This window comes from Comamonas sp. MYb396, from assembly GCF_037479555.1.
Classification (GTDB): domain Bacteria; phylum Pseudomonadota; class Gammaproteobacteria; order Burkholderiales; family Burkholderiaceae_C; genus Comamonas.
Map to the genome: position 1 here is coordinate 481,218 of NZ_JBBGYU010000002.1, position 25,319 is coordinate 506,536.

23 protein-coding genes are annotated in these 25,319 nt (G+C 63.8%); 7 read left to right on the top strand and 16 right to left on the bottom strand.

The window, feature by feature from the left end:
* Positions 1 to 89: 89 nt before the first annotated feature.
* Positions 90 to 2,696: an ATP-dependent chaperone ClpB gene (gene clpB, locus WH265_RS06300; protein WP_021025924.1), complete on the bottom strand. Its 2,607-nt coding sequence runs from the start codon at positions 2,694 to 2,696 to the stop codon at positions 90 to 92.
* 235 nt (positions 2,697 to 2,931) lie between these two features.
* Entirely contained in the window at positions 2,932 to 3,408 is a 477-nt protein-coding gene (gene moaE, locus WH265_RS06305) for a molybdopterin synthase catalytic subunit MoaE (RefSeq protein WP_339557708.1), read from the bottom strand.
* Positions 3,409 to 3,608: 200 nt separating this feature from the next.
* Here moaE and WH265_RS06310 point away from each other — a divergent pair, with 200 nt between their 5' ends.
* Both WH265_RS06310 and WH265_RS06315 read left to right on the top strand, forming a co-directional pair.
* Positions 3,609 to 3,860, top strand: coding sequence for a hypothetical protein (locus tag WH265_RS06310; protein WP_027010667.1), 252 nt, complete (start codon positions 3,609 to 3,611; stop codon positions 3,858 to 3,860).
* 26 nt (positions 3,861 to 3,886) lie between these two features.
* A complete protein-coding gene (locus WH265_RS06315; protein WP_339557709.1) occupies positions 3,887 to 4,225 on the top strand; it encodes a hypothetical protein in 339 nt (112 codons plus the stop codon).
* A 6-nt stretch (positions 4,226 to 4,231) separates the two neighbouring features.
* Here the strand turns inward: WH265_RS06315 and WH265_RS06320 are convergent, their stop codons facing one another.
* From WH265_RS06320 to WH265_RS06350, 7 genes are all read right to left on the bottom strand, one after another.
* Positions 4,232 to 4,492 (bottom strand): MoaD/ThiS family protein, encoded by a 261-nt coding sequence (locus WH265_RS06320; RefSeq protein ID WP_445228284.1) that lies wholly within the window; start codon positions 4,490 to 4,492, stop codon positions 4,232 to 4,234.
* A gap of 13 nt (positions 4,493 to 4,505) precedes the next feature.
* A complete protein-coding gene (locus tag WH265_RS06325; RefSeq protein ID WP_339557710.1) occupies positions 4,506 to 5,738 on the bottom strand; it encodes a molybdopterin molybdotransferase MoeA in 1,233 nt (410 codons plus the stop codon).
* Between the two features lie 59 nt (positions 5,739 to 5,797).
* Complete coding sequence (gene mobB / locus WH265_RS06330; protein WP_339557711.1) at positions 5,798 to 6,358, bottom strand: molybdopterin-guanine dinucleotide biosynthesis protein B; 561 nt, start codon at positions 6,356 to 6,358, stop codon at positions 5,798 to 5,800.
* A gap of 72 nt (positions 6,359 to 6,430) precedes the next feature.
* Entirely contained in the window at positions 6,431 to 7,855 is a 1,425-nt protein-coding gene (thrC, locus tag WH265_RS06335; RefSeq protein WP_339557712.1) for a threonine synthase, read from the bottom strand.
* Positions 7,856 to 8,062: 207 nt separating this feature from the next.
* Positions 8,063 to 10,243, bottom strand: a complete 2,181-nt coding sequence (locus tag WH265_RS06340) for a M48 family metallopeptidase (protein ID WP_339557713.1) — start codon at positions 10,241 to 10,243, stop codon at positions 8,063 to 8,065.
* A 242-nt stretch (positions 10,244 to 10,485) separates the two neighbouring features.
* Positions 10,486 to 11,820: a homoserine dehydrogenase gene (locus WH265_RS06345; RefSeq protein WP_339557714.1), complete on the bottom strand. Its 1,335-nt coding sequence runs from the start codon at positions 11,818 to 11,820 to the stop codon at positions 10,486 to 10,488.
* A gap of 79 nt (positions 11,821 to 11,899) precedes the next feature.
* Positions 11,900 to 13,195 (bottom strand): pyridoxal phosphate-dependent aminotransferase, encoded by a 1,296-nt coding sequence (locus WH265_RS06350; RefSeq protein ID WP_021025567.1) that lies wholly within the window; start codon positions 13,193 to 13,195, stop codon positions 11,900 to 11,902.
* A gap of 196 nt (positions 13,196 to 13,391) precedes the next feature.
* Here WH265_RS06350 and WH265_RS06355 point away from each other — a divergent pair, with 196 nt between their 5' ends.
* From WH265_RS06355 to WH265_RS06365, 3 genes are all read left to right on the top strand, one after another.
* The gene (locus tag WH265_RS06355; RefSeq protein ID WP_021025568.1) at positions 13,392 to 13,772 is read left to right on the top strand and encodes an Mth938-like domain-containing protein; all 381 of its coding nucleotides are present in this window, start codon (positions 13,392 to 13,394) and stop codon (positions 13,770 to 13,772) included.
* A gap of 154 nt (positions 13,773 to 13,926) precedes the next feature.
* Positions 13,927 to 14,415 carry a peroxiredoxin gene (locus WH265_RS06360; RefSeq protein ID WP_021025569.1) on the top strand — a complete coding sequence of 163 codons (489 nt, stop codon included), beginning with the start codon at positions 13,927 to 13,929 and terminating at the stop codon, positions 14,413 to 14,415.
* A 289-nt stretch (positions 14,416 to 14,704) separates the two neighbouring features.
* Entirely contained in the window at positions 14,705 to 16,486 is a 1,782-nt protein-coding gene (locus WH265_RS06365) for a PhoH family protein (protein ID WP_339557715.1), read from the top strand.
* A 125-nt stretch (positions 16,487 to 16,611) separates the two neighbouring features.
* Here the strand turns inward: WH265_RS06365 and WH265_RS06370 are convergent, their stop codons facing one another.
* Entirely contained in the window at positions 16,612 to 18,303 is a 1,692-nt protein-coding gene (locus WH265_RS06370; protein WP_339557716.1) for a thiamine pyrophosphate-binding protein, read from the bottom strand.
* Between the two features lie 361 nt (positions 18,304 to 18,664).
* Positions 18,665 to 20,197: an L-piperidine-6-carboxylate dehydrogenase gene (amaB, locus tag WH265_RS06375; protein WP_339557717.1), complete on the bottom strand. Its 1,533-nt coding sequence runs from the start codon at positions 20,195 to 20,197 to the stop codon at positions 18,665 to 18,667.
* A 284-nt stretch (positions 20,198 to 20,481) separates the two neighbouring features.
* On the opposite strand from amaB, the gene WH265_RS06380 reads away from it, so the two are divergent.
* Entirely contained in the window at positions 20,482 to 21,384 is a 903-nt protein-coding gene (locus WH265_RS06380; protein WP_021028349.1) for a LysR substrate-binding domain-containing protein, read from the top strand.
* Positions 21,385 to 21,417: 33 nt separating this feature from the next.
* Here WH265_RS06380 and dnaB read toward each other — a convergent pair whose 3' ends face one another.
* The 5 genes from dnaB to rpsF form a co-directional block, all read right to left on the bottom strand.
* The gene (dnaB, locus tag WH265_RS06385; RefSeq protein ID WP_021028348.1) at positions 21,418 to 22,830 is read right to left on the bottom strand and encodes a replicative DNA helicase; all 1,413 of its coding nucleotides are present in this window, start codon (positions 22,828 to 22,830) and stop codon (positions 21,418 to 21,420) included.
* 170 nt (positions 22,831 to 23,000) lie between these two features.
* Complete coding sequence (gene rplI, locus WH265_RS06390; RefSeq protein ID WP_021028347.1) at positions 23,001 to 23,453, bottom strand: 50S ribosomal protein L9; 453 nt, start codon at positions 23,451 to 23,453, stop codon at positions 23,001 to 23,003.
* Between the two features lie 11 nt (positions 23,454 to 23,464).
* Positions 23,465 to 23,746, bottom strand: a complete 282-nt coding sequence (gene rpsR / locus WH265_RS06395) for a 30S ribosomal protein S18 (protein WP_021028346.1) — start codon at positions 23,744 to 23,746, stop codon at positions 23,465 to 23,467.
* A gap of 11 nt (positions 23,747 to 23,757) precedes the next feature.
* Positions 23,758 to 24,054 (bottom strand): primosomal replication protein N, encoded by a 297-nt coding sequence (priB, locus tag WH265_RS06400; protein WP_339534515.1) that lies wholly within the window; start codon positions 24,052 to 24,054, stop codon positions 23,758 to 23,760.
* A gap of 11 nt (positions 24,055 to 24,065) precedes the next feature.
* A complete protein-coding gene (gene rpsF / locus WH265_RS06405) occupies positions 24,066 to 24,440 on the bottom strand; it encodes a 30S ribosomal protein S6 (RefSeq protein WP_021028344.1) in 375 nt (124 codons plus the stop codon).
* A 253-nt stretch (positions 24,441 to 24,693) separates the two neighbouring features.
* Between rpsF and grpE the strand changes: the two genes are divergently transcribed.
* The gene (gene grpE, locus WH265_RS06410; RefSeq protein WP_133855422.1) at positions 24,694 to 25,230 is read left to right on the top strand and encodes a nucleotide exchange factor GrpE; all 537 of its coding nucleotides are present in this window, start codon (positions 24,694 to 24,696) and stop codon (positions 25,228 to 25,230) included.
* Positions 25,231 to 25,319: the final 89 nt, after the last annotated feature.

Below are 25,319 nucleotides of genomic sequence, written 5' to 3' on the forward strand. Positions count from 1 at the left end.
TTTTCAAGCCCCCTGCACTGTCAACAAGCATATCGCAGCGTAAAGATGGTGGGCCATGCATGGTTATGCATGGCCCACCGCCAAGGGCACTACTGCACATCGGCCTTGCCAAAATGGAACTCGCCCGGTGCCTGCACCGGATCCACGGTCACGGGGATACGGCTCTTGGGCGGGTAGACGCCTTCGAGCAGCAAGCGCGACAGCGGGTTCTCGATGCGCTGCTGGATCGCCCGCTTGAGCGGCCGTGCACCAAACACCGGATCAAAGCCCACCTTGGCCAGCTCGGCCATCGCCGCATCGGACACCTCCAGATGCAGGTCCATCTTCGCCAAGCGATTTTCGAGCTGGTGCAGCTGAATGCGTGCAATCGACTCGATGTGCTGGGCGTCGAGGCCATGGAACACCACGGTTTCATCGATGCGGTTGAGGAATTCGGGCCGGAAATGGTTTTTCAGTTCCCCCCAGACCGCGTCTTTTACATCCTCATACGATTCGCCGACCATCGCCTGGATCAGCTGCGAGCCGATATTGCTGGTCATCACGATCACGGTGTTCTTGAAGTCTACCGTGCGGCCCTGGCCATCGGTGAGGCGGCCGTCGTCGAGCACCTGCAGCAGGATGTTGAACACATCGGGATGGGCCTTTTCCACCTCGTCGAGCAAGATCACGCTGTAGGGCTTGCGGCGCACGGCCTCGGTCAGGTAGCCGCCCTCGTCATAGCCCACATAGCCCGGAGGCGCACCAATGAGGCGCGAGACCGAGTGCTTCTCCATGAACTCGCTCATGTCGATGCGGATTAGGTGGTCTTCGCTGTCAAACAAAAAGCCCGCCAGCGCCTTGCACAGCTCGGTCTTGCCCACGCCGGTGGGGCCCAGGAACAGGAAGGAGCCGGTGGGCCGGTTCGGATCGGACAGGCCCGAGCGCGAGCGGCGGATGGCGTTGGACACCGCAGAGATCGCCTCATCCTGGCCGACCACGCGCTCGTGGAGCTTGTCTTCCATGCGCAAGAGCTTGTCACGCTCGCCCTGCATCATCTTGGAGACCGGGATGCCCGTGGCGCGGCTGACCACCTCAGCAATCTCTTCGGCGCCCACTTGCGTGCGCAGCAGTTTGTGGCCCTTGTCCTTGGCCCCTTCGCTTTTCTCGTCGGCCTGCACTTCGGCCAGCTGTTTCTCCAGCGCTGGCAGCTTGCCGTACTGCAACTCGGCGACCTTGTTGAAGTCGCCGCTGCGCGTGGCTTCCTGGATCTGGAAGCGCACCTGGTCGAGCTCCTTGCGCAGTTGCTCCGAGCCCATCGCATCGGCCTTCTCGGCCTTCCAGATCTCTTCCATATCGGCGTATTCACGCTCGATCTTGGACAGGTCCTCTTCGATCAGCGACAGGCGCTTTTGCGAGGCCTCGTCCTTTTCCTTCTTCATCGCCTCGCGCTCGATCTTGAGCTGGATCATGCGGCGCTCGAGCTTATCCATCACCTCGGGCTTGGAGTCGATCTCGATCTTGATCTTGGCCGCTGCCTCATCGATCAGGTCGATGGCCTTGTCGGGCAGGAAGCGGTCGGTGATATAGCGTGCCGACAGCTCGGCCGCAGCGACAATCGCCGGGTCGGTGATGTCCACGCCATGGTGGGCTTCGTACTTTTCCTGCAGGCCGCGCAGGATCGCAATGGTGTCTTCCACCGAGGGCTCATTGACCAGCACCTTCTGGAAGCGCCGCTCCAGCGCCGCATCCTTTTCGATGTACTTGCGGTATTCGTCCAGGGTGGTGGCGCCAATGCAGTGCAGCTCGCCCCGCGACAGCGCAGGCTTGAGCATATTGCCCGCGTCCATCGCACCATCGGCCTTGCCGGCGCCGACCATGGTGTGGATCTCGTCGATGAAGAGAATCACCCGGCCCTCTTCCTGCGCGACTTCCTTGAGCACGGATTTGAGCCGCTCTTCAAAGTCCCCCCGGTACTTGGCGCCCGCCAGTAGGCCGGCCATGTCCAGCACCAGCACCTTCTTGTCGCGCAAGGTGTCCGGCACTTCGCCCGCCACAATGCGTTGGGCCAGGCCTTCGACGATGGCCGTCTTGCCCACGCCGGGCTCACCGATCAGCACGGGGTTGTTCTTGCTGCGGCGCTGCAGCACCTGGATGGTGCGGCGGATCTCGTCATCGCGGCCAATGACCGGGTCGAGCTTGCCCAGCTTGGCGCGCTCGGTCAGGTCCAGCGTGTATTTCTTCAAGGCTTCGCGCTGGCTTTCGCCGTCGGCGCTGTCCATCGCTTGGCCGCCGCGCACGGCGTCAATCGCCGCTTCCAGTGCCTTGCGGCTCAAGCCCCCCTCTTTGACGATGCGGCCGGCCTCCCCCTTGTCATCGGTAAGCGCGAGCAAGAACAGCTCGCTGGCATAGAACTGGTCGCCGCGCTTGATGGCTTCCTTCTCGGTGGCCTGCAGCATGCGCTGCAGATCGGGGCCTACCGTGACTTGGTCCTGGCCTTGCACCTGCGGCAGGCGCTTGATCGCGTTTTCTGCGGCCGTGCTCATCGCCGTGGCATTGGCGCCTGCGCGCGCCAGCAGCGATTTGGGGCCATCGGGCTGGCGCAGCATGGCTGCCAGCACATGGACCGGGTCGATATAGGCGTTGTCATTGCCCAGGGCCAACGATTGGGCGTCGGCCAGCGCTTCTTGAAATTTGGTTGTCAGTTTGTCGATTCGCATGAATGTTCCCCACTCAACAATTGTTACTGGGGAATATTTTGCGCTGGACGCCGTATTTTCAAGAACCTCGCCGCACATATAGCTTCTGTCGGCCCACGTCGCCAAGTGCTGTGCGCCGTCTCCTACGCCCTGCGGACATTGCAGCAAGGCGGTCGCGCTCCCCGCACCCATTGCAGCAGCTATAGGGCTGAGAAAGCTTGCGCCCGGTCAAGGCCGCTGCAATGGGGCCCGTTTTTTAGCTTTGGCGCTGGGGCAGGCCCCAGCGCGCCATCGCCGCTTCGTCGCTGACGCGGGCATCGACCCAGCGCGCACCCTCGGGCGTGTCTTCCTTCTTCCAGAATGGCGCTTCGGTCTTGAGGTAGTCCATCAAGAACTCGCAAGCCTGGAAGCTCTCGCCCCGGTGCGCCGAGGAGACGGCGACCAGCACAATCTGGTCGCCAGGCGCCAGCAGCCCCACGCGGTGGATGATGCGGGCGCCAAAGATGTCAAAACGCTGGCTGGCGGCCTCGACCATCTGGGCGATCGATTTCTCCGTCATGCCGGGGTAGTGCTCCAGCTCCATCGTCGCCACCTCGCTGCCCGCATTGCGGTCGCGCACGGTGCCGACAAAGCTGCAGACCGCGCCAATGCGGCCATCGGCGGCGCGCAGCAGGCGCAGCTCCTCGCTCACATCAAAGTCAGCGGTCTGGACGGCGATATGGGTGTGCAGCATGGCGGTATCTCGGCGGAAAAGCATCAAAAAACCAAGCCTAGCATGCCCGGCCGGGCCCTGCCGCAAACCATGGCAGGCCACCCCAGCTTCGCGATTGCGGCACACTGGTGGCCCTCTGCAAGCTTTGCGCTGCTGGAATGCCCGCATTCCGCCGCCTGCCCGCTCGCTTGCAAGACCTGTTTTCTCTTTGGATGCTTTCCATGCCCAGTCAGACCCTGAATGCCCACGGCTTCCTGCTCTACCCCAATCCGCGCAACCAGCACCGGATTGTGTTCGAGCACCACGTGTTCGTGCCCTACCCTTACGCGATCATCGACATCCCGGCGATGGACCTGGTCGGCAAGACCAGCGTCTATGCCGCCTGCCGCGAGAGCGACAAGAAAATGGGCCAGGTCGTGACCTTTGAGCTGGAAGAAGATGTGGCCCGCTTTGAAAAGCGCTTTACGCCCTGAACACGCACACCACCTGAGCCACTCCCATGCAAGACGGCAGCCAGATCTTTGTCCCTGATTCCTTCATCGCCCTGTTCCAGGGCCGCAACCAGCGCCTGCGCCAGCCGCTCGATGAGATCGCCCAGCGCTATGAGCTTTGCGAAGACCTGGCGCAGATGCTGGTCGAGCAGGCGCAGATCCTCTACCACCAAAGCGCGCCCTCCGAGAGCGCCATCCTGCAGACCATCTACAGCGGCCTGCAGACGCCGGACGCCGGCGTCAGCGCCGAGGAAGCCCGCTGGTTAGTGCTGCGCCTGGCCGAACTGCTGGAATGGAAAGCGCCCGAGCTGCTGCTGCCCAGCCCCGCAGAAGATGGCGCTGCTTAAGCAGTCTTAACCTCCCGTCACCGGTGGAAAAAACGCCACCTCGGCACCCGCCTCCAGCACCGTGCTGTCATCGCTGAGTACCTGGTTGACGGCGGTGCGCACCGCGCGCCCCCGAGCCAGGCAGCTGGCATAGGGCTCGCCGCGTGCCAGCAGGGCCTCGCGCAGCTCGGCGACGGTGCCGGCCTCGGTGGCAAAGGCCTCGCTGCCGCTGCCAATGGCCTCGCGGATACTTGCAAAATAGCGCAGTTGCAAAGTCTTCATCGTCATCTCCTCACCCTCCTCAGCCCAGCAACTGGGCAAAGGGCACAAAGCGCACGCTGTCACCCTGCGCAATCGTCTGGCCGGGCGGGTTGTCGACCAGGCCGTCGGCCCAGACGGCCGAGGTCAGCACACCTGAGCCCTGGTTGGCAAAACGCTCCAGCCCGCCTTGCGCATTGACGCGCACCCGCAAGAATTCGCGGCGCTTGTCGGCTCGCGGCCAGTCAAAATCGGCACGCATATCGATCGCCTGCGGCGCCAGCGCCTGCACGCCTTGCAGGCGTAGCAGAAAAGGCCGCACCAGGAGCGCAAAGGTCACAAAACTGGAGACCGGGTTGCCCGGCAGACCGATGAAATGGGCCTGGCCCACGCGCCCATAGGCAAAGGGCTTGCCCGGCTTGAGGGCAATGGCCCACAGGTCAAGGCTGCCCAAGGCTTGCACGGCCGGCTTGACGTGGTCTTCCTCACCCACCGACACGCCGCCACTGGTCAGCACCAGGTCGCTGTGCTGCGCCGCCGTCTGCAGCGCGGCCACGGTGGCCTCATAGCTGTCGGGCACGATGCCCAGGTCGCGCACCTCGCAGCCCAGGCGCTGGAGCATGGCGCGCAAAAAGAAGCGGTTGCTGTTGTAGATGCTGCCCAAGGGCAGGTCCTGGGGCGCCACGTCGCCGGGCATGACCAGCTCGTCACCGGTAGAGAACAAGGCCACGCGCGGGCGGCGGGCCAGCGGCAGGCGGGCGCAGCCCATGCTGGCAGCCAGGCCCAGCTCGGCCGGGCCCAGGCGGGTGCCGGCGGTCAGCACCGTGCTGCCCAGCTGCATGTCTTCGCCACTTTTGCGGATGTTCTGCCCTGCCTTGACCGCCGCATTGATCTTCACCCGGCCATCGTCCAGCAGGCTGCATTCTTCCTGCATCACCACGGCATCGGCGCCCGCTGGCACCGCTGCCCCGGTAAAGATGCGGGCGGCGGTGCCCGCTGCCAGCGGCTCGCCAATGCTGCCCGCTGCAATGCGCTGGCTGACCGGCAGGGCCAGTGCGGGCCCGCTCAGGTCGGCCGCGCGCAGCGCATAGCCATCCATCGCGCTGTTGTCGAAAGGCGGCACTTGCAAGCCAGCGACCAGGTCCTGCGCCAGCACACGGCCGTCGGCATCAAAGGTGTCCAGCAGCTCATGGCCCGCCAGCGGCTGGGCATGGGCCAGCAGCTCGGCCAGCGCGGCATCGAGGGATTTCAGGGGGGGACGGGGCTGGCTGTTCATTCAATCATTCCTTGGGTTGTCGGCCGCCTCCAGGCAGGCCGAGCATCGACACGGGCCGCTTAGCCGGCGGTATCGCTCGCAAATACACAGGGCGGGGTATAGGCAAAGCGGGCGCTGTGCGCCAGCAGCCACTGGGCCACATCGGCGGGCGCATCGCGGGGCAGCTGCGGCAGGGCGGTGGCGGGTAACAGCTCACGGGCGGGCGACAGCACCACCGCCTGCACAGCCGCATCCTGCGGGTAGAGCGGCGCCTTGCCGTTGGCCTCTGGCGCATTGGCCAGCACCTCTAGCTTGGGCAGGTCGCAGTCCTTGAAGCCCTCCACCAGCACCCAGTCCACCTGGCTGTCGAGCTGGGCGATCAGCGCATGCACATCGGGCTCCTGCGTCTTTGGCAGCTCGCGCATCAGCACCACGCGCTGGTCGGAGGCAGCCAGCACCTCGTAGGCGCCGGCCTGGCGGTGGCGCCAGGTGTCCTTGCCAGGGGTGTCGATGTCAAAGCGGTGGTGGGCATGCTTGATGACCGACACCTGCTGGCCGCGCGCGATCAGCACGGGGATGACCTGCTCGATCAAGGTCGTCTTGCCACTGCCCGAATAGCCTGCAAAACACACGACCTGCATACCCGCCTCCTTGATGATTCCACGGCCGGCCTCGGCACCCAGGCGCGAGGCGGTAGCGGCAGCTTAGCCGGTTCAGCGGCAGTGGTCCTTGATATAGGTCTTGACCTGGTCCACATCGGCGGGCATCACCACCACGCGCTTGGGAAGGTCTTCGATGCCGTCAAACTTGGCTGGGCGCTCGGGTGTGCGGCCCAGCGCCTCTTCAATGGTGGCGGCAAACTTGATTGGCAAGGCCGTCTCCAGCACGATCATCGGCTCGGCACCCAGGTGCTCACGCGCCACCTTCACGCCATCGGCGGTGTGGGTGTCGATCATCTGGCCCAGGCGCTGGTAGGTGTCCTGGATCGTGGCCAGGCGGTCGGCATGCGTGCTCTTTCCGCTGACAAAGCCATAGCGGCCGGCAGCATCCTGGAAGGCCGGATCGGCCTGCAGGTCAAAGCGGCCCTCTTGGGCCACGCCTTGCGCAAACAGCTGCTGCAGGCGGGCGCCATCGCGGCCGACCAGATCGAACACAAAGCGCTCAAAATTGCTGGCCTTGGAGATGTCCATCGACGGGCTCGAGGTCTCGAAGGTGTGGGCAGCGCCGCGCACCTGGTAGACACCCGTGCGGAAGAATTCGTCCAGCACATCGTTCTCGTTGGTGGCCACCACCAGCTTGGCAATCGGCAGGCCCATCTGGCGCGCCACATGGCCGGCGCAGACATTGCCGAAGTTGCCGCTGGGCACCGTAAAGCTCACCTTCTCGCTGTTCTGGCTGGTGGCCTGCAGGTAGCCGGCAAAGTAGTAGACCACCTGGGCCAGCAGGCGGGCCCAGTTGATGGAGTTGACGGTGCCGATCTTGTACTGCGCCTTGAAGGCGTGGTCGTTGCTGACCGCCTTGACGATGTCCTGGCAGTCGTCAAACACGCCTTCGATGGCGATGTTGTGGATGTTCTCGTCCTGCAGGCTGAACATCTGTGCCTGCTGGAAGGGACTCATGCGGCCGTGCGGGCTGGTCATGAAGACGCGCACGCCCTTTTTGCCGCGCATCGCGTATTCGGCTGCGCTGCCGGTGTCGCCGCTGGTGGCCCCCAGAATATTGAGCTCTTCGCCGCGGCGCGCCAGTTCGTACTCGAACAGGTTGCCCAGCAGCTGCATGGCCATGTCCTTGAAGGCCAAGGTCGGGCCATTGGAGAGCGCCTCGATCATCAACTGGCCTTCGAGCTGGCGCACTGGAACAATCGCCGCCGTGCCGAACACCGCCTCGGTGTAGGTCTTGTTGCAGAGCGCGCGCAGGTCATCGGCGGGGATGTCGTCGATGTACAGCGACAGAATCTCGAACGCCAGCGCGGCATAGCCCTTGCTCTTGAGCGTCTCGCGCAGCGCCGTCAGCTTGGCGTCGTCGATCTGCGGGTACTGCACCGGCATGTACAGACCGCCATCGGGCGCCAGGCCCTCGAGCAAAATGTCGCAAAAACGTTTTTGTTCGGCATGGCCGCGCGTGGAGAGATACAGCATGGAGGGTGCGAAATAAGTGGACACAGCCCGCTCACGGGCAAGGAGCAACTGCTTATTATCCTGCAGTCGCCAGTACTGGCACAGCTTGCGCAGGAATGTGGGGCACAGCAGCCGGCAGCAGCGCCCTGGCTGCGACCCGCAAGGCAGCCGCAGGCATAAAAAAGCCCCGGACTGGGTCCGAGGCCTGGCTGGGTTGTGGAGCAGCCGTTAGACCTGCTCACCCATGCGCGCCAGCTCCTGGCGGGCATAGTAGGCGCGCCACTGGTTCAGCACCAGCTCGGCAAAGGCCTGGTTCTTCATCTTCTTGACGCCCTTGAGCATCACCACCACGCGCTGCTTTTTCTTCTGAAACTGGGCGCGGCGCTTGCCCACACCCATCGCAGGCGGCTGCACACCGGGCTCCAGGGCCATGATGACGGTGAGCATGTGGTTGGCCTGGTTGAACTCGAAATCATCAATCGCCGACCAGGGCAGCAGCTCCTGCGCGTTGAAGAGGCGCACACCCGCGGGCTGCAGCACCATGGCCGGGCTTTGGCTGTCGCGCCAGAAGAGCCGCGCCACCCATACGCAGACAAGACCACCGGCGAGCACGCCGGCAGCCATGGCCATGTGCAGGCCCGCCATGAACAAGGCCACCGCGCCGCCAAAGCAGGCCAGGGCCAGAAAGCCGAACAAGCCCACCATGAAGGCCGAGCGCTCATGGATCACCGTCTCGGGCGCAGCCAGCGCCGCGATCTCGCGCAGCTCGGCCAGCTTGGCGCTGCGGTTGGCCGCGGCTGCGCTGCTGAGCTCGTTTTGCAAGGCGGCATTCAGATCGGCGACCGGGGCCGGTGCGACCGCCCCGGCCAGGGTGCGGCTGCTGGCAGCGGGCGCGCCCTGCTCCAGGCCAAACTCCTGCAGCAGCTGGCTGCCCTGGGCATCCATCGCGCGGGCGAGCAACTCGGGGCTGACGGGCACACCCAGCGCAGCGAGGCGCTCGGCCAGCTCAGGGTGGGTGTCGGTCGGGTGGGCCTGGCGCTGGTCCAGGTGCTCGCTCGGGTCGGTCATGCCCTTGGCAGCGACCAGCTGGCGCACATGGCCCAGCACACCGCCTGCGACCGTCTCGCCCCGGTCCCAGTTGGCCTGCAGCGCCTCATCCACCAGCGGGGCCAGCGCGCTGATGCGCAGCAAGGACGAGGCAACGGCCTGCGGGCTCACCACCTGCGCGCCCACCGCATCGGCGGCCAGCTCGCGCTTACGGCTCCAGTAGCGCACCGCTTCGTGGAAGCTGTCCAAGAACATCTCGCCAAACAAGGTGGCTGGCCGGCGCAGAATGTCCATCCAGGAGCCCTCATGGCGCTCACCGCCGCTGATGGCCACCAGGTGGTGGAGGGTGGCGCTGTAGATCGGTGAGAAGCGCTGGCTGTAGAGCGTGTCCTCGCCGATGAAGTGGCCCAGCTCATGGCCGATCACGGCGGCAACCTCGCCGGCATTGAGAAAGGCCATATAGGGCAAGGGCAGGTACAGCACCCGCCCCTGGGGCAGCAAGGCGCCACTGGCCAGCTGCACCGGGTGCTCGGTCACAAAAAAGCCTTCGTTCAGGCCCACGACCAGCGCATCGGGCATGCCGGCGCCGGTCTTGGCGGCCACGCGGTCCACAAAGGCCCAGAGTTCGGGCGCCTGCTGGCGGCTGACGGTCTGGCCCATCACCTCGATGGGCGCGTTCTCCAGCGGCTTGCGCGATGCCTTCCAGACATCGATCAGCACCTTGCAGCCCGAGTAGAGCAGGAACAGCGCCAGGCCGCCAAGGATGAACATCAGCTTCATGTCGCCCTTGCTGTAGTTGCGGTGGCGCAGGATGGGCATCATCTCGTAGACCAGCAGCGGGATGGCTGCACCAAACAGCAGCAGCACCATGACCACCATATAGGTCGGCAAGAGCTTGCGGCCCTTCTGGAAGGTCGCGAGCAGCTGCTCGCGCGACTGCAGGGCCTTGGCGCCCATGCCGCGCTGGTACACCACCCCCAGCGCCGACCACAGCAGCGCCAGCACGCTGAAGGCGATGGTGCAGCCCGCCAGCACCGGCTGCAAGTTACGGGTAGTGACATTCAGACCCTGGTTTTGCAGGTCCTGGATGGCCATCAGGTACTCGTTTTTGACCTTCCAGACCGGGTATTCCTTGCCCTCGCTGTCCCGCACCGTCGCACGGCGGCCGGGCTTTTCGGCCTCGATCGCCTCGAGCTGGCGCACCACCTGCTGGTACTGGGCGATCTGCGCGCCCACATCCGAGACCGGCGTATCGGCCCGCGACCATTGCCAGAGGCCAATGGCCAGCATCAGCAGCGGAATCCCGAACAACACCCCCCAACGCTTGGCCAGCGCCAGCCATTTCTTGTCGGTGTCCGACATAGTGCAACTCCCCGTCTTTGTTATCGATCTGCAGCCCCCGGGGGCGCCGCATTTGTGAGCGGCCATTATTTAGAAAAATAATGACGTGAACAAATACCCACAAGTAACAGAATGATGCGGATGTTTTCGCAGCTGTTGGACCCAAAAAGCAAAACCGCCTGGGCCGGATCGGCTACAGGCGGTTGGGTAGGCGGCAGGCGCCGGGCTGTGCGACCGGCGGCCGCAGCGGCTCTAGCGCTCGCTTAGTTCAGCTCTTCCTTGCGGATGCGGGTGATCGGCGCCAGCACGGTGGGCAGGCCCTGGATTTCGGCGAGCGCCTTGTCCATATCGCCTTCGCGCGTGTCGTGCGTCAGGATGATCAGGTCGGTCTGGGTCGAGCCTTCACCACCGACTTCGTCGGCTTCGCGCTGCAGCACCGCATCGATGCTGATGCCGGCGCCCGCCAGCAGACCGGTGACCTTGGCCAGCACGCCGGCCTCGTCGGCCACGCGCATGCGCAGGTAGTAGCTGGTGGTGATATCGGCCATCGGCAGCACCGGCAGCTCCTGCCCCGCTTCACGCAAGGTGCTGCTCTGGAAGGCCAGGGGCGGCACGCGGTGGGCCACAGCGGCGCCTTCGAGGCGGGCGATGTCGACCAGATCGGCAATCACGGCCGAGGCGGTGGGCTCGGAGCCTGCGCCCTTGCCGTAGTACAGGGTCGTGCCCACGGCATCGCCATGCACCACCACGGCATTCATCGCGCCTTCCACATTGGCGATCAGGCGCTTGGATGGCACCAGCGACGGATGCACCCGCAGCTCGATGCCCTTGTCGGTGCGCTTGGTGATGCCCAGGAGCTTGATGCGGTAGCCCAGCTGCTCGGCATAGCGGATATCGACCGACGACAGCTTGGTGATGCCCTCGACATAGGCCTTGTCGAACTGCACCGGCACGCCAAAGGCGATGGCGCTCATCAAGGTGGCCTTGTGCGCGGCGTCCACGCCTTCGATGTCGAAGGTCGGGTCGGCTTCGGCGTAGCCCAGGCGTTGCGCTTCTTTGAGCACCACGTCAAAGTCCAGGCCCTTGTCGCGCATCTCGGAGAGGATGAAATTGGTGGTGCCGTTGATGATGCCGGCAATCCACTGGATCTGGTTGGCGGTCAGGCCTTCGCGCAGCGCCTTGATGATCGGGATGCCACCGGCCACGGCCGCTTCGTAGGCCACCATCACGCCCTTGTCGGCCGCTGCCTTGAAAATCTCCGAGCCATGCACGGCCAGCAAGGCCTTGTTGGCCGTCACCACATGCTTGCCAGCGGCAATCGCCTCCAGCACCAGGGTCTTGGCCACGCCATAACCGCCGATCAGCTCGATGACCACATCGATATCGGGATTGGCGATCACCTCGCGCGCGTCCTTGACGACCACGGCCTGGTCACCCACCACCGCACGGGCACGGGCTTCATCCAGATCGGCCACCATGGTTACGGCAATATCGCGGCCAGCGCGGCGGCGAATCTCGTCATGGTTACGTTGCAACACGTTGAAGACACCACTACCGACGGTGCCGATGCCCAACAAGCCTACTTGGATCGGTTTCATAAATTCTCTTGGATACGTTGAATAACCAACAAGGCGCCCAGCCGGACGCCTGTCGTTGTCAGATAGGAAAGGCGGCGACTCAGGCAGCGGATTTTTCTGCCTTGGTCTTGACCAGCTTGATATCGGCCTTATGGGCTTGCGCAAGCTGCTCGGTTCCGTGGCGAAGTCGGTACTTGGCCAGGAAGGCGGCCAGGCGGTTGATCGCTTCGCGCAGGTCCGCCTCATGGGGCAGGAACACGATGCGGAAGTGGTCAGGCCGTGGCCAGTTGAAGCCGGTGCCCTGGACCAGCATCACGCGGGTCTCCTTGAGCACCTGCAGGAAGAATTCCTGGTCGTCCTCGATCGGGTAGACCGCAGGGTCGAGCTTGGGGAACATGTAGAGCGCGCCCTGGGGCTTGACGCAGCTGACACCGGGGATGGCATTGATCAGCTCCCAGGCCAGGTCACGCTGCTTGCGGAGGCGCCCGCCTTCTTGCACCAGCTCATCAATGCTCTGGTGGCCGCCCAGCGCGGTCTGCACGGCCCACTGGCCGGGCACATTGGCGCACAGGCGCATGTTTGAGAGCATGTTCAGGCCCTCGATATAGTCGGCAGCACCGGTCTTGTCGCCGGAGATCACCATCCAGCCGGCGCGGTAGCCGCAGCTGCGGTAGGCCTTGGAGAGCGAATTGAAGGTGATGGTCAGCACATCCTGCGACAGCGAGGCCATCGGCGTGTGCTTGGCATCGTCATACAGCACTTTGTCATAGACCTCATCGGCAAAGATGACCAGGCCATGCTCACGCGCGATCTGCACGATGTCGCGCAGCAGGGCGTCGGAATACAGCGCGCCGGTGGGGTTGTTGGGGTTGATGACCACGATGCCCTTGGTGCGGGGCGTGATCTTGGCGCGGATGTCCGCCAGGTTGGGCATCCAGCCGTTTTCTTCGTCGCACATATAGTGCACCGGGGTGCCGCCCGACAGACTGGTCGCCGCCGTCCACAGCGGGTAGTCGGGGGCTGGCAGCAGCATTTCGTCGCCAGTATCGAGCAGCGCATTGGTGGCCAGGCTGATCAGCTCGGAGGCGCCATTGCCCAGGTAGATGTCGTCCAGACCCACGCCCTTGATGCCCAGGCGCTGGGTTTCGTGCATCACCGCCTTGCGCGCGGCAAAAATGCCCTTGCTGTCGGAGTAGCCCGCCGAGTTGGGCAGGTTGCGGATCATGTCCTGCTGCACCTCTTCAGGGGCATCGAAGCCAAACACCGCCAGGTTGCCGATGTTGAGCTTGGTGATCTTCTGTCCTTCGTCCTCCATCCGCTTCGCCGCGTCCATGATCGGCCCTCGAATGTCGTAACACACATTGGCCAGCTTGGCGGATTTTTGAATCGTCTTCATGACAGAAACCACTACCTCTGAAAACACGGGATTGCAGCCGGCTGGCAACCATGCCAATACCTCGAACCCACAACCCAACTAGGTGAAAACTATAATTTGACCACAGATCCTTGCGTTGATCGCCCTGTAGTGGCTCCCTGTGCCTGCGGCACCGGGCACCGCCCCGTCCCAGCCCCGTTTGCAGAAAGCCCGCGCCATGAAGTTCCAGCCCGATAAATCCGACACCTTGACCATCACAGGCTATGGCCCGGGCTGGCTGGCCGTGGACAAGCAGTCCTATGCATACAGCCTGGTGGTCGGCTCCAACGGCACCCTCCAGCGCTGGGATTGCGAGCGCTTCGAAGACCTGGGCCCCGCCCATTTCGCCCAGCTCGCCGAGGCCGATGTCGAAACGGTCATTTTCGGCAGTGGCAATCGGTTACGTTTTCCTTCGCCTGCCTGGCTGGCTCCACTGATTGCAAAACGTATCGGCTTCGAGACCATGGATACGCCCGCTGCATGCCGTACCTACAACGTATTGGCTGGTGAGGGACGCAAGGTCTTGCTGGCCGTGCTGCTGGAGGCTCCTGCTCTATAACCACAATCGATAGCCTGTGTTTATCAGTGGGGCTCGATAAATATTTCGATTCGGGTTAAAATACTCGCTTGCGGCCGCGGGCCTGAATAACAACTAGATGAATACTTTGATTCCTGCGGCCTTTTTGCGATTACTCCGGAGAAAATAGAGAGCTATGGCTGTTGTTGTCAACAAACCCTTGCCAGAATTTGAAGCACAAGCGACGGGAGGCCTGAAGGTCTCCAATGCGTCGCATCAGGGGCAAATTCTGGTGCTGTACTTCTACCCCAAGGATAACACCCCCGGTTGTACCACCGAAGCCATGCAGTTCCGCGACAAGTACGCGGATTTTGTCAAGGCTGGTGCAGCCGTCTTCGGCGTGTCGCGCGACAACATGAAGTCGCACGACGACTTCAAGGAAAAGCTTGAGCTGCCCTTCGAGCTGATCGCCGATACCGAAGAGAAGCTGTGCCACATGTTCGGCGTCGTCAAGAACAAGATCATGTACGGCAAGAAGGTCAAGGGCATCGAGCGCTCGACCTTCCTGGTCGGCCCTGATGGCATCTTGGTGCAAGAATGGCGCGGCCTGAAGGTGCTGGGCCATGTCGAAGAAGTGCTCAAGGCCGTCAAGTCGATGAAGGCTGCGCAAAAGAAGGCTGCCTAAGCCGCTGCGCCAGGCGGCAACCGTGCGGCGGCGCGCGATCTGCGGATGCGCGCCGTTGCTGTTTCCGTCTTTCTGGGCCGACACCGCGATCCATGACTGCGATTGCTGGTTTCGGGACGCCCAGAATGTGCATAATGGGCTCCATATGTATGTGAGTCCGGATTGTTCTGTCATTCCCCATGAAAAAGGCTGTCTTGCTTGCGAGATGGCCTTTTTTGCATCCGGGGTGGCAGGCGTTCGGAGTGAGTTCGCCCATTTGGCGAGTGTTTAGATAAAGGCCCCGAGCTCCATGCCCTTGCCTCCCGCACCTACCCGCCGTGGCAGCCAGCTTTCCGCTGGTGACTTTTCCGCCAAGACCAACACCCCATCCCGTGCATCCGCGGCCGCTGCGCGCGATGAACAAGACGACGATCTTCTAGACCTGGACACGGCGCCCGCCGCCGTGGCCGCAAGCCCTGCGCCGCGCCGTGGCACGCAAGCCGCTGCCGCCCCCAAGGCCAGCAGCCGCAGCAAGAAAGCGGCGGCCACCCCTGCTCCCGTGCAAGCCCCTGCGCCGGTGGCCGCAAGCGCCAAGGCGCCAGCAACAGCCAAGCCTGCGCAACCGGCCCGCAGCCCTGCCGTGGCCGAAGCCAGCCCCGTCGTGGCCAGCAAGCCGGCCAAGGCCGCCAAGCCGCGCAGCGACAAAGCCAAGCTCTTTGTGCTCGACACCAATGTGCTGCTGCACGACCCCAGCAGCCTGTTCCGCTTTGAAGAGCACGATATCTACCTGCCGATGATCGTGCTCGAAGAGCTCGATGGCCACAAGAAGGGCATGACCGAAGTGGCCCGCAATGGCCGCCAGGCCAGCCGCACGCTCGATGCGCTGGTCGCCAGCCAGGAAGCGCATCTGGCCCAGGGCATTCGCCTCGATGCCACCGGCCAGAAGGGCGCCAGCGGCTGCCTGTTCTTCCAGACCGAGCCGCTGAACTACCAGCTGCCCGAGAGCCTGCCCCAGGGCAAGGCCGACAACCAGATCCTGGGCGTGGTCGAGGCCCTGCGCCAGCGCCACCCTGACCGCCCTGTGGTGCTGGTGTCCAAGGACATCAACATGCGCGTCAAGGCGCGCGCACTGGGCCTGGAGGCCGAGGACTACCAGAACGACAAGACGCTGGAAGACGGCGACCTGCTCTACACCGGCATGCTGCAGCTGCCGCTGGATTTCTGGGCCAAGGTCGGCAAGAAGGTCGAGAGCTGGCAGTCGGGTGCCTCCACCTGCTACCGCATCAGCGGCGCCATCACCCAGCAGCTGCACATCAACCAGTTTGTCTTCTACGAAGCCCCCGGCGAGAACAGCCTGTTTGCCCGCGTGATCGAGATCCGCGACAAGACCGCCGTGCTCGAGACGCTGAAAGACTACGGCCACCAGAAGAACAATGTGTGGGGCGTGACCACACGCAACCGTGAGCAGAACTTCGCGATGAACCTGCTGATGGACCCGGACGTGGACTTTGTCACCCTGGCCGGCACGGCAGGCACCGGCAAGACCTTGATGGCCCTGGCCGCCGGCCTGAACCAGGTGCTTGACGAGCGCCGCTACACCGAGATCATCATGACCCGCGCCACCGTCAGCGTAGGCGAGGACATCGGTTTTCTGCCCGGAACCGAAGAAGAGAAGATGGGCCCCTGGATGGGCGCATTGGACGACAACCTGGAGTTCCTGGCCAAGGGCGACGGCGGCAATCCTGGCGAATGGGGGCGCTCTGCCACCAATGACCTGATCCGCAGCCGCATCAAGATCAAGAGCATGAACTTCATGCGCGGCCGTACCTTCCTGAACAAGTACGTGATCATCGACGAGGCGCAGAACCTGACGCCCAAGCAGATGAAGACCTTGATCACCCGTGCCGGCCCCGGTACCAAGATCATCTGCATGGGCAACCTGGCCCAGATCGACACGCCCTACCTGACCGAAGGCTCTTCGGGCCTGACCTATGTGGTGGACCGTTTCAAGGGCTGGCCACACAGCGGCCACATCACCCTGGCACGCGGCGAGCGCTCGCGCCTGGCCGACTTTGCCAGCGATGTGCTGTAAACCGCGCTAGGCCGCAGCAGGGGCTGCACAGCCTCCGCCAAGGCCCAGGCCAAAAGCCCCAAAAAGCCAAATACAAAGGCACCGAGTTTTTGCTCGGTGCCTTTTTTTGCGCCTTCAGCCGGGGCTTAAACGCCAGTGCCTCGGATCTGGTCCAGGCTGCGCGCCGGCGTAATCGCCTGCGGATCGAGCTTGCAGTGCAGGATCACCGGCAGCTGGTGCTGTTCCGCCCAGCTGCGCATGGCAGCCAGCGCTGGCGCAAAGTCTTCGGTCTTCTCGACCAACGCTGCATTGCCGCCAAAGGCCTTGGCGTAAGCCACAAAGTCGGGGTTGCGCAGCTCGGTGGCACTGACCCGGTTCGGGTAGTCGCGCTCCTGGTGCATGCGGATGGTGCCGTACATGCCGTTGTCGATCAGCAGCACGATGACGGGCAGCTGGTACTGCACGGCGGTCGCAAACTCCTGGCCATGCATCAGAAAGTCGCCATCGCCGGCAATGCAGACGACGCTGCGCTGCTTGTCCAGGCGCTTGGCGCCCACGGCGGCGGGCAGGCCATAGCCCATGCTGCCACTGGTGGGGGCGAGCTGGCTGCCGTAGTGCGTAAACGGCCAGAAGCGGTGCACCCAGGTGGCAAAGTTGCCCGCGCCATTGCACCAGACCGTATCGGCCGGCAGCACCTCACGCAGATGCGCCATCAGCTGGCCCATCTGCAGCGCGCCAGGCACCTGGATGGGCGCAGGATTGCTCCAGGCCAGGTAGTCGGCATGGGCCTGCTGCACCAGCGCCTGGCGCTCGGCGCGTGGCGCAGCGGCGGGCTGGCGGGCCAGGGCCGCGCAAAAGGAATCGGGCGCGGCCACAATCGCCTGGTCAGCCTGGTAGACCCGGCCCAGCTCATCGGGATCGGGGTGCACATGGATGAGCCGCTGGCCGCTGCTGGCCGGAATGCCCAAGAGGCTGTAGCCCTGCGAGGGCACCTCGGACATGCGCCCGCCCAGCAGCACCACCAGATCGGCCTGCTTGACGCGCTCGATCAGCTTGGGGTTGACGCCCAGGCCCACATCGCCGGCATAATTGCCGTGGTGGGCGGGGAACACCATCTGGCGGCGGAAGGAGCAGGCCACCGGCACCGCATGGGCGGCGGCAAAGGCGGCGATATCCGCATGGGCCTGCGCAGTCCAGCGCGAGCCGCCGGCAATGATGATGGGGTTCTGCGCGGCGGCCAATTGGGCGACGACGGCGGCCACATCGGCATCGGCGGCGTGCGCGGGCGCGGGCTGGTAGCGGCGTGCATCGGGCGCGCTGACGGCATCGCGCAGCATGTCTTCGGGCAGCGCAATCACCACTGGGCCGGGGCGGCCGCTGGTGGCCACCGCAAAGGCGCGGGCGATGGTCTCGGGGATACGCGCCGCATCATCGATCTCGGTGGCCCACTTGACCATGCTGCCAAACACCGCGCGGTAGTCCAGCTCCTGGAAGGCCTCGCGGCCGCGCGCCGAGCGCTCGATCTGGCCGACGAAGAGGATCATCGGGGTCGAGTCCTGCATCGCAATGTGCAAGCCAGCCGAGGCATTGGTAGCACCTGGCCCGCGCGTGACCATGCAGATGCCTGGCTGGCCGGTGAGCTTGCCCTGGGCTTCGGCCATCATCGCGGCGCCGCCCTCCTGGCGGCAGATCGTCGTCTCGATGGGCGCGTCATAGAGCGCATCGAGCACCGCCAAAAAGCTCTCGCCCGGCACCGTGAAAATCTGCTGCACGCCGTGGATCAGCAGCTGGTCCACCACCAGCTGGCCACCGGTGCGTGTTGCTTGCTTGTCTGCCATGTCTTGTCTCCTTTGTCTTGTCATCGATGCGCCAGAAGCAGGGGATTGAACCCGATCTGGCCTGGCTACACATTGCGCCAGCGCAGCAAATGGCTGCGCAGCGCCGCAAAAAACGGCAGCATCGGATGCAACAAGGGCTGGCCTGCAACGGTGGTAGGCCAGCCCTTGGCGGATGCTGGAGTAGTGGGAGACAGGAGCGTAAAGCCCCTGCCTGGATGGGAGGCCGCACAGGGCACAGGCATATCAGTGGCCTGCGCCGGCAGCACACACCCGGCGGCGCAGCGGCCGCCCCGGTTGGGAGCCCTGCAAGCCCGGGCAGCGGGCAGCATGCCCACGGCGCCGGCCTGCAGCTGCCCGCCCATCACACGTCAAAGCGCACGCCTTGCGCCAGTGGCAGCGCGCCACTGTAGTTGATGGTGTTGGTGGCACGGCGCATATAGCCCTTCCAGGCGTCCGAGCCCGATTCGCGGCCACCGCCGGTTTCCTTCTCGCCACCAAAGGCACCACCGATCTCCGCACCCGAGGTGCCGATATTGACGTTGGCAATGCCGCAGTCACTGCCAGCGGGCGACATGAAGCGCTCGGCATCGCGCAGGTCGCTGGTGAAGATGGCCGACGACAGGCCCTGGGGCACGGCGTTCTGCACCGCGATCGCATCGTCGGCGCTGCCGTCGTAGGTGACGATGTAGAGGATGGGCGCAAAGGTTTCGTGCTCCATCACCTTGGTCTGGGAAGGCATCTTGACCAGAGCCGGGCGCACGTAGTAGGCGTCTTTACCCAGGTCTTCGCGCTCGCGCTGGCCGCCGATGACGGTGCCGCCCTCTTCCTTGGCCTGGGCCAGTGCGGCCTGCATGCCGTCGAACGAGGCCTTGTCGATCAGCGGGCCCACCAGGGTGCCATCGGTCAGCGGGTCACCCACGGTGACGCTGCCGTAGATCTTCTCCAGGCGCGCCACCAGCTGGTCGGCCACCGATTTGTGCACGATCAGGCGGCGCAAGGTGGTGCAGCGCTGGCCGGCAGTACCGACGGCTGCAAAGGTGATGGCGCGGGCGGCCAGCTCCAGGTCGGCCGATGGCGTGACGATCATCGCGTTGTTGCCACCCAGCTCCAGGATGGAGCGGCCAAAGCGCTCGGCCACCTTGACGCCGACCTGGCGGCCCATGCGGGTCGAACCGGTGGCGCTGACCACGGGCACCAGCGGGCTGTCCACCAGCACTTCGCCCACCTCGCGGGCACCAATCAGCAGCTGGGCGAGGCCCGCTGGCACGGCACCAGGTTGCTCCTGGTTGAAGGCAGCAATCGTCTGCTCGAGCAGGTGCTGGCAGGCCACGGCCGTCAGCGGGGTCTTCTCGGACGGCTTCCACACCACCGCGTCGCCGCAGACCAGCGCCAAAGCGCTGTTCCAGCACCAGACGGCGACGGGGAAGTTGAAGGCCGAGATGATGCCCACGACACCCATCGGGTGCCAGGTTTCCATCATGCGGTGGCCGGGGCGCTCGCTGGCAATCGTCAGGCCATGGAGCTGGCGCGACAGGCCAACGGCAAAGTCGCAGATATCGATCATTTCCTGGACTTCGCCCAGGCCTTCGGAGGTGATCTTGCCCGCTTCAATCGACACCAGGGCGCCGAGTGCCGCCTTGTGCTGGCGCAGGGTCTGGCCAAAGCGGCGCACCAACTCGCCACGCACGGGGGCGGGCACGGTGCGCCACTGCAGGTAGGCCTGGTGGGCAGCGGCAATGGCGTCCTGCGCCTGCTGCGCGCTGTGGGCCTTCAACACGGCCAGGGTGGCGCCGTCGGCGGGCGAGCGGCTGGTGATGTCCTGGCCTGCCAGGGGCTGGAGGTCGAGCGCAAGCGCCTTGAGAATTTCGTTCAAACGTTGGGTGGATTGCGTCATCGCTCGTCTTTCCTATTCACTATCACAACAGAAACTGTCCGGCCCTCCGTGCGGGCCCGGACCATGATGGGGGGTGCTGCCATCGCAGCTTAAAGCGCTGCGCGCCCGGACACGGGCACAGCACTTTGTACACCCTGCCCGTGACAGGGCTGCACAGGGCCCGCCTGCGGCAGTGCGCAGCGGGGGCAGAAGCACCAAACTTAAAAATACTATGTGAACTATCAGGAACAACAAAATGAGAAAATGGTGAGACATAGTGCGTTTTTTGAACAAAGTCCCCACCCATGCGCAACGCGATTCCCAATATCGGCCTGTTGATGGCTTTTGAAGCCTCGGCCCGGCACGGCAATTTCTCCCGCGCTGCCAATGAGTTAGCGTTGACCGCCAGTGCCGTCAGCCGCCATGTGGCGGCGCTGGAGGACCGGCTGGGGGTGCCGCTTTTTGTACGCCACAAACGCCGCGTCATGCTGACCGATGCGGGTAAACGATATGCGCAGCGTGTGCGTGTGCACCTCAACGGCCTGGAGCGCGATACGCAGGAGATCGCCAACAGCCGCGCCCAGGGCTATGCCATCCACCTGGCCGTCGTCTCCAGCTTTGCCACGCAGTGGCTGGTGCCCCGGCTGCCCGCCTTTGCGCAGCTGCACCCGGACATCCATGTGCACCTGTCGGTGCGCTCCGAGCCTTTTGCGTTCGAGGAAAGCGGTTTTGACGGGGCCATCTATTCGGGCGACGGCCTCTGGTCCAAGACCCAGGGGCAGCGCATTGCCCGCGATGGCGCCTGCATCCCCGTCTGCAGCCCGGCCTTCGCAGCGCAGCATGCGCTGGCCACGCAGGAGGACTGGCAACCACTGGTACACATCGGGCTGGAGAGCCGGCCCGCTGCCTGGCGCGACTGGTACAACGGCCTGGGCTGGGACTACTCGGTGCAGGCCTCGCGCGGGCCGCGCTATGAGCTGTTCTCGATGGTCATCATGGCGGCCGCCGCCGGCCTGGGCGTGGGCCTGGTGCCCGAGGTGCTGGTGCAACCGGCGCTCGATGCGGGCCAGCTGATCCCCGCCCATACCCAGACCTTGCCGGGCACGCAGAGCTACTGGTTCAGCTACCCCACCTACCGCGAGCCCTCGGCCGCGCTGCAGGCTTTTGAGCAATGGGTGCTCCAGCAAAGCCAGGGGCAGCAGGACTGAGCCCCACCCCAGCCTGCCCGGCGCTGGCGTGCATCAGTAGTCGTCGCCGCCCACGGCCAGGTTTTCAAAGCGGGTCTGGTTCTTCTGGAAGAACAGCTTCACGGTGCCGGTCGGGCCGTTACGCTGCTTGCCGATGATGACCTCGGCCACATTGGGCTCATTGCTCTCTTTGTTGTAGTAGTCATCGCGGTAGATGAACATGATGATGTCCGCATCCTGCTCGATGGCGCCCGATTCGCGCAGGTCGGACATCATCGGGCGCTTGTCGGTGCGCTGCTCGACCGAGCGGTTGAGCTGCGACAGCGCAATCACCGGGCATTGCAGCTCCTTGGCCAGCATCTTCAAACCGCGCGAGATTTCACCCAGCTCCGTCGCCCGGTTGTCCGAGCTGGCGGCCGAGCCCGAGCCGCTCATCAGCTGCAGGTAGTCGACGACGATCAGGCCGAGCTTGCCGCACTGGCGGGCGAGGCGCCGCGAGTTGGCGCGCAGCTCCGACGGCGTCAGGCCCGGGGTCTCATCGATGTGCAGAGAGACCGTGCGCAGCCGCTCGATCGCCTCGGACAGGCGCGGCCACTCCTCATCGGTCAGCTTGCCGGTGCGCAGATTGCCCTGGTTGACCCGGCCAATCGAGCCGACGATACGCACCGCCAATTGGGCGGCGCCCATTTCCATCGAGAAGATGGCTACCGGCAGGCCTTCGTTGAGCGCCACATGCTCGGCAATGTTCACCGCAAACGAGGTCTTGCCCATCGAGGGGCGCGCGGCCAGCACCACCAGGTCACCGGCCTGCAGGCCGCTGGTCATGCGGTCCAGGTCGGCAAAGCCGGTAGGCACACCGGTCACATCGACCGGGTTGTCCGCCATCTCCTGCACCCGGTCGAGCAGGTCGACGACCAGGTTGTCCAGCGACTGGAAGCCCTGCTTCATGCGCGAGCCCTCTTCGCCAATCGCAAAGATCTTCTGCTCGGCCTCGTCCAGAATGCGGTCCACCGTCTTGCCCTGCTGGTTGAAGGCGTTGGTGGCGATCTCGTCACTGGCGGTGACCAGCTTGCGCAGGATCGAGCGCTCCCGCACGATTTCGCCATAGCGGCGGATATTGGTGGCGCTGGGCACATACTGGGCCAGCTGGTTCAGGTAGGCCAGGCCGCCCACCTCTTCGGCCTTGCCGATGCTTTGCAGGTGCTCATAGACCGTGATCACATCGGCGGGCTTGCCGGCATTGATCATGCTGGCCATGGCCGCGAAGATCAGCTTGTGCTCATGGCGGTAGAAGTTGTCCTCGGCCAGCACATCGCCCACCCGGTCCCAGGCATTGTTGTCCAGCAGCAGGCCCCCCAGCACGCTGGACTCCGATTCGATCGAATGCGGCGGTATGCGCAGCTGCGCCACCTGCTTGTCGGGGGTGATGAAGGCAGTGTCATCCAGGGGGGGAAAGGTCTCTGACATGGGAAATCCAAATGAGCAAACGCTGGCCTGGCAGCCAGCAATCCACAAGAATAGCGCAGATGCCGCGCAAGGCTGACAGCGACGAACAAAACCCGCATCCCGGGGACTGTGCTGCGGCCGGGAACGAAAAAGCCGCCCGAGGGCGGCTTCTCAACGCAGAGCGTGGGGTATTAAACGTGTTCGCCGTAGACGGACACGTTCACTTCCACCACCACGTCGGTGTGCAGAGCCACTTCCACAGCGGTCTCGCTCACGGTCTTGATAGGACCGTTGGGCAGACGCACTTGCGACTTGGCCACTTGGAAGCCCATCTTGCCCAGTTCATCAGCGATGTCGTGGTTGGTGACGGAGCCGAACAGACGGCCATCCACACCTGCCTTTTGGGTCAGCTTCACGGTCTGGCCGGACAGCTTCTCGCCTTGTGCTTGGGCAGCAGCCAGCTTTTCAGCAGCAGCCTTTTCCAGCTCAGCGCGCTTGGCTTCGAATTCAGCCTTGGCAGCTTCGGTAGCGCGGCGTGCGCGGCCCGAAGGGATCAGGAAGTTACGTGCGTAACCGTCCTTGACCTTCACGATTTCACCCAGGTTGCCCAGGTTCACGACCTTGTCGAGCAGAATGATTTGCATGTTCGTGCTCCTTAGATCTTGTGTTGGTCAGAGTAAGGAACCATGGCCAGGAAGCGAGCGCGCTTGATGGCAGTGTTCAGCTGACGTTGGTAGATGGCGCGGGTGCCGGTCAGACGTGCGGGAATGATCTTGCCGTTTTCAGCAACGAAATCACGCAGGGTGTCGACATCCTTGTAGTCGATTTCTTCGACGCCAGCCACGGTGAAGCGGCAGAAACGCTTGCGCTTGAACAGCAGCGACTGGGTGTTGCGCTTTGGGCGCTTGTCTTTGTTGAATTTCTTGAACGTGGCCATTTTCGGACCTCTCAATAAGTATCTTGTTGAATATCCTGGATGTGCAGAACCAGCGATTTGCTGTTGCGCGGTGTGGCCAAAAAGCCCTGGAATGTCCAGGTGCTCCCTACAGCCTGCCGAGCGATTCGCTCTGCCAGTGCACCAAAGGCAATCGCCTTGAGCACGGCATTGACTTGTCGGGGTTGCGCTGCTTCGGTCTGGGTGGAGCGGTGCTCCAGCACAACATCTACAGCAGGTAGCCCAGCCGGCGTGTATCGCAAAATCTTGATTTCAGCGATGACGGCGGTGACAAGTACGCGGTTCTCCACCTCCTGTGTGATTAACGCTCTGCAGCGGCGTGCTCAGCCTGGTTGGCCTTGCGCGCTTCTTCGCGTTCCACGGTCTTCATCATGGCCGAAGGAGCGGTGTCAGCCTTCTTCTTCTGCACAGTCAGTTGGCGCAGCACAGCGTCGTTGAACTTGAACGCGTGTTCCAGTTCAGCCATCACAGCCTGGTCGGCTTCGATATTCAGGCACAGATAGTGGGCCTTGGCCAGCTTGTTGATCATGTAGGCCAGTTGACGGCGGCCCCAGTCTTCAACGCGGTGGATCTTACCGCCGCCGGCGGTAATCATGCCTTTGTAACGCTCCAGCATGGCTGGAACTTGTTCGCTCTGATCGGGGTGGATCAGCAGCACGATCTCATAGTGACGCATGCAAACTCCTTGTGGATTGCGCCACCCGCTAGTGCACTTGATTGCAAATACAGAGCGGTGTGGCAAGGGAAACCAACGATTATACAAACCAATTCAAAAACCGTCAAACATGGTTTATAAACACGGGCCGCTGCGGACGCCTCGGGGGCAGCTTGCCCAGACGGAAAAGCCAAATAAGCCCCTTGAAAAGCAAGGAAATGCCCCCAGGTGCGGCCACAAGAGTCCTTTTTGTTAACGAAATACGAACAGCACCATGTCAGACAACCTCCACCCCGAAGGCCAAAACCCCATGTCCGCCGAAGAGCTGGAAGCCGCTGCCGCTGCCAACCAGTCGCAACTGGAAGCAGAGCTGGCGGAGTTGAAGGCCAAGAACGCCGAGCTGGCCGACCAGTACCTGCGCGCCAAGGCAGAAGTTGAAAACGCGCGCCGCCGCGCCGATGATGAAGTGGCCAAGGCCCGCAAGTTCGGCGTCGAGAGCTTTGCCGAGAGCCTGCTGCCGGTGATCGACAGCCTGGACGCCGCGCTGGCGATCCAGAACGCCAGCCCCGAGCAACTGCGCGAAGGCTCGGACGCCACCCTGCGCCAGCTCGTCTCCGCACTGGAGCGCAACAAGGTGATCGCGATCAACCCGGCTGCCGGCGACAAGTTCGACCCCCACCACCACCAGGCGATCTCCGCCGTGCCCGCCGCGCAAGACCCCAACACCGTGGTGGCTGTGCTGCAAAAGGGTTATGCCATTGCCGAGCGCGTACTGCGCCCTGCACTGGTGACCGTTGCTGCACCCAAGTAAACGTACCTCCCGGCTTTTTTGCATTGCGCACTTGAACAACCGCCAAAAAGCCACAGATAACAGTCAATCAGGGCGCTGAGCCGCCCCAA

Bases quoted from the DNA above. Each gene is read 5' to 3' on its own strand.
- rpsF (WP_021028344.1), bottom strand. From the start codon at position 24,440: ATGCGTCACTATGAGATCGTGCTGCTGATCCACCCCGATCAGAGCGAA.
- moaE (WP_339557708.1), bottom strand. From the start codon at position 3,408: ATGCTGCACACCCATATCGCCGTCCAGACCGCTGACTTTGATGTGAGC.
- WH265_RS06320 (WP_445228284.1), bottom strand. From the start codon at position 4,492: ATGACGATGAAGACTTTGCAACTGCGCTATTTTGCAAGTATCCGCGAG.
- dnaB (WP_021028348.1), bottom strand. From the start codon at position 22,830: ATGTCAGAGACCTTTCCCCCCCTGGATGACACTGCCTTCATCACCCCC.
- rpsR (WP_021028346.1), bottom strand. From the start codon at position 23,746: ATGGCCACGTTCAAGAAATTCAACAAAGACAAGCGCCCAAAGCGCAAC.
- WH265_RS06325 (WP_339557710.1), bottom strand. From the start codon at position 5,738: ATGAACAGCCAGCCCCGTCCCCCCCTGAAATCCCTCGATGCCGCGCTG.
- WH265_RS06350 (WP_021025567.1), bottom strand. From the start codon at position 13,195: ATGAAGACGATTCAAAAATCCGCCAAGCTGGCCAATGTGTGTTACGAC.
- mobB (WP_339557711.1), bottom strand. From the start codon at position 6,358: ATGCAGGTCGTGTGTTTTGCAGGCTATTCGGGCAGTGGCAAGACGACC.
- WH265_RS06345 (WP_339557714.1), bottom strand. From the start codon at position 11,820: ATGAAACCGATCCAAGTAGGCTTGTTGGGCATCGGCACCGTCGGTAGT.
- WH265_RS06355 (WP_021025568.1), top strand. From the start codon at position 13,392: ATGAAGTTCCAGCCCGATAAATCCGACACCTTGACCATCACAGGCTAT.
- WH265_RS06380 (WP_021028349.1), top strand. From the start codon at position 20,482: ATGCGCAACGCGATTCCCAATATCGGCCTGTTGATGGCTTTTGAAGCC.
- WH265_RS06340 (WP_339557713.1), bottom strand. From the start codon at position 10,243: ATGTCGGACACCGACAAGAAATGGCTGGCGCTGGCCAAGCGTTGGGGG.
- WH265_RS06315 (WP_339557709.1), top strand. From the start codon at position 3,887: ATGCAAGACGGCAGCCAGATCTTTGTCCCTGATTCCTTCATCGCCCTG.
- rplI (WP_021028347.1), bottom strand. From the start codon at position 23,453: ATGCAAATCATTCTGCTCGACAAGGTCGTGAACCTGGGCAACCTGGGT.
- WH265_RS06370 (WP_339557716.1), bottom strand. From the start codon at position 18,303: ATGGCAGACAAGCAAGCAACACGCACCGGTGGCCAGCTGGTGGTGGAC.
- WH265_RS06310 (WP_027010667.1), top strand. From the start codon at position 3,609: ATGCCCAGTCAGACCCTGAATGCCCACGGCTTCCTGCTCTACCCCAAT.
- WH265_RS06360 (WP_021025569.1), top strand. From the start codon at position 13,927: ATGGCTGTTGTTGTCAACAAACCCTTGCCAGAATTTGAAGCACAAGCG.
- amaB (WP_339557717.1), bottom strand. From the start codon at position 20,197: ATGACGCAATCCACCCAACGTTTGAACGAAATTCTCAAGGCGCTTGCG.
- grpE (WP_133855422.1), top strand. From the start codon at position 24,694: ATGTCAGACAACCTCCACCCCGAAGGCCAAAACCCCATGTCCGCCGAA.
- clpB (WP_021025924.1), bottom strand. From the start codon at position 2,696: ATGCGAATCGACAAACTGACAACCAAATTTCAAGAAGCGCTGGCCGAC.
- WH265_RS06365 (WP_339557715.1), top strand. From the start codon at position 14,705: ATGCCCTTGCCTCCCGCACCTACCCGCCGTGGCAGCCAGCTTTCCGCT.
- thrC (WP_339557712.1), bottom strand. From the start codon at position 7,855: ATGCTGTATCTCTCCACGCGCGGCCATGCCGAACAAAAACGTTTTTGC.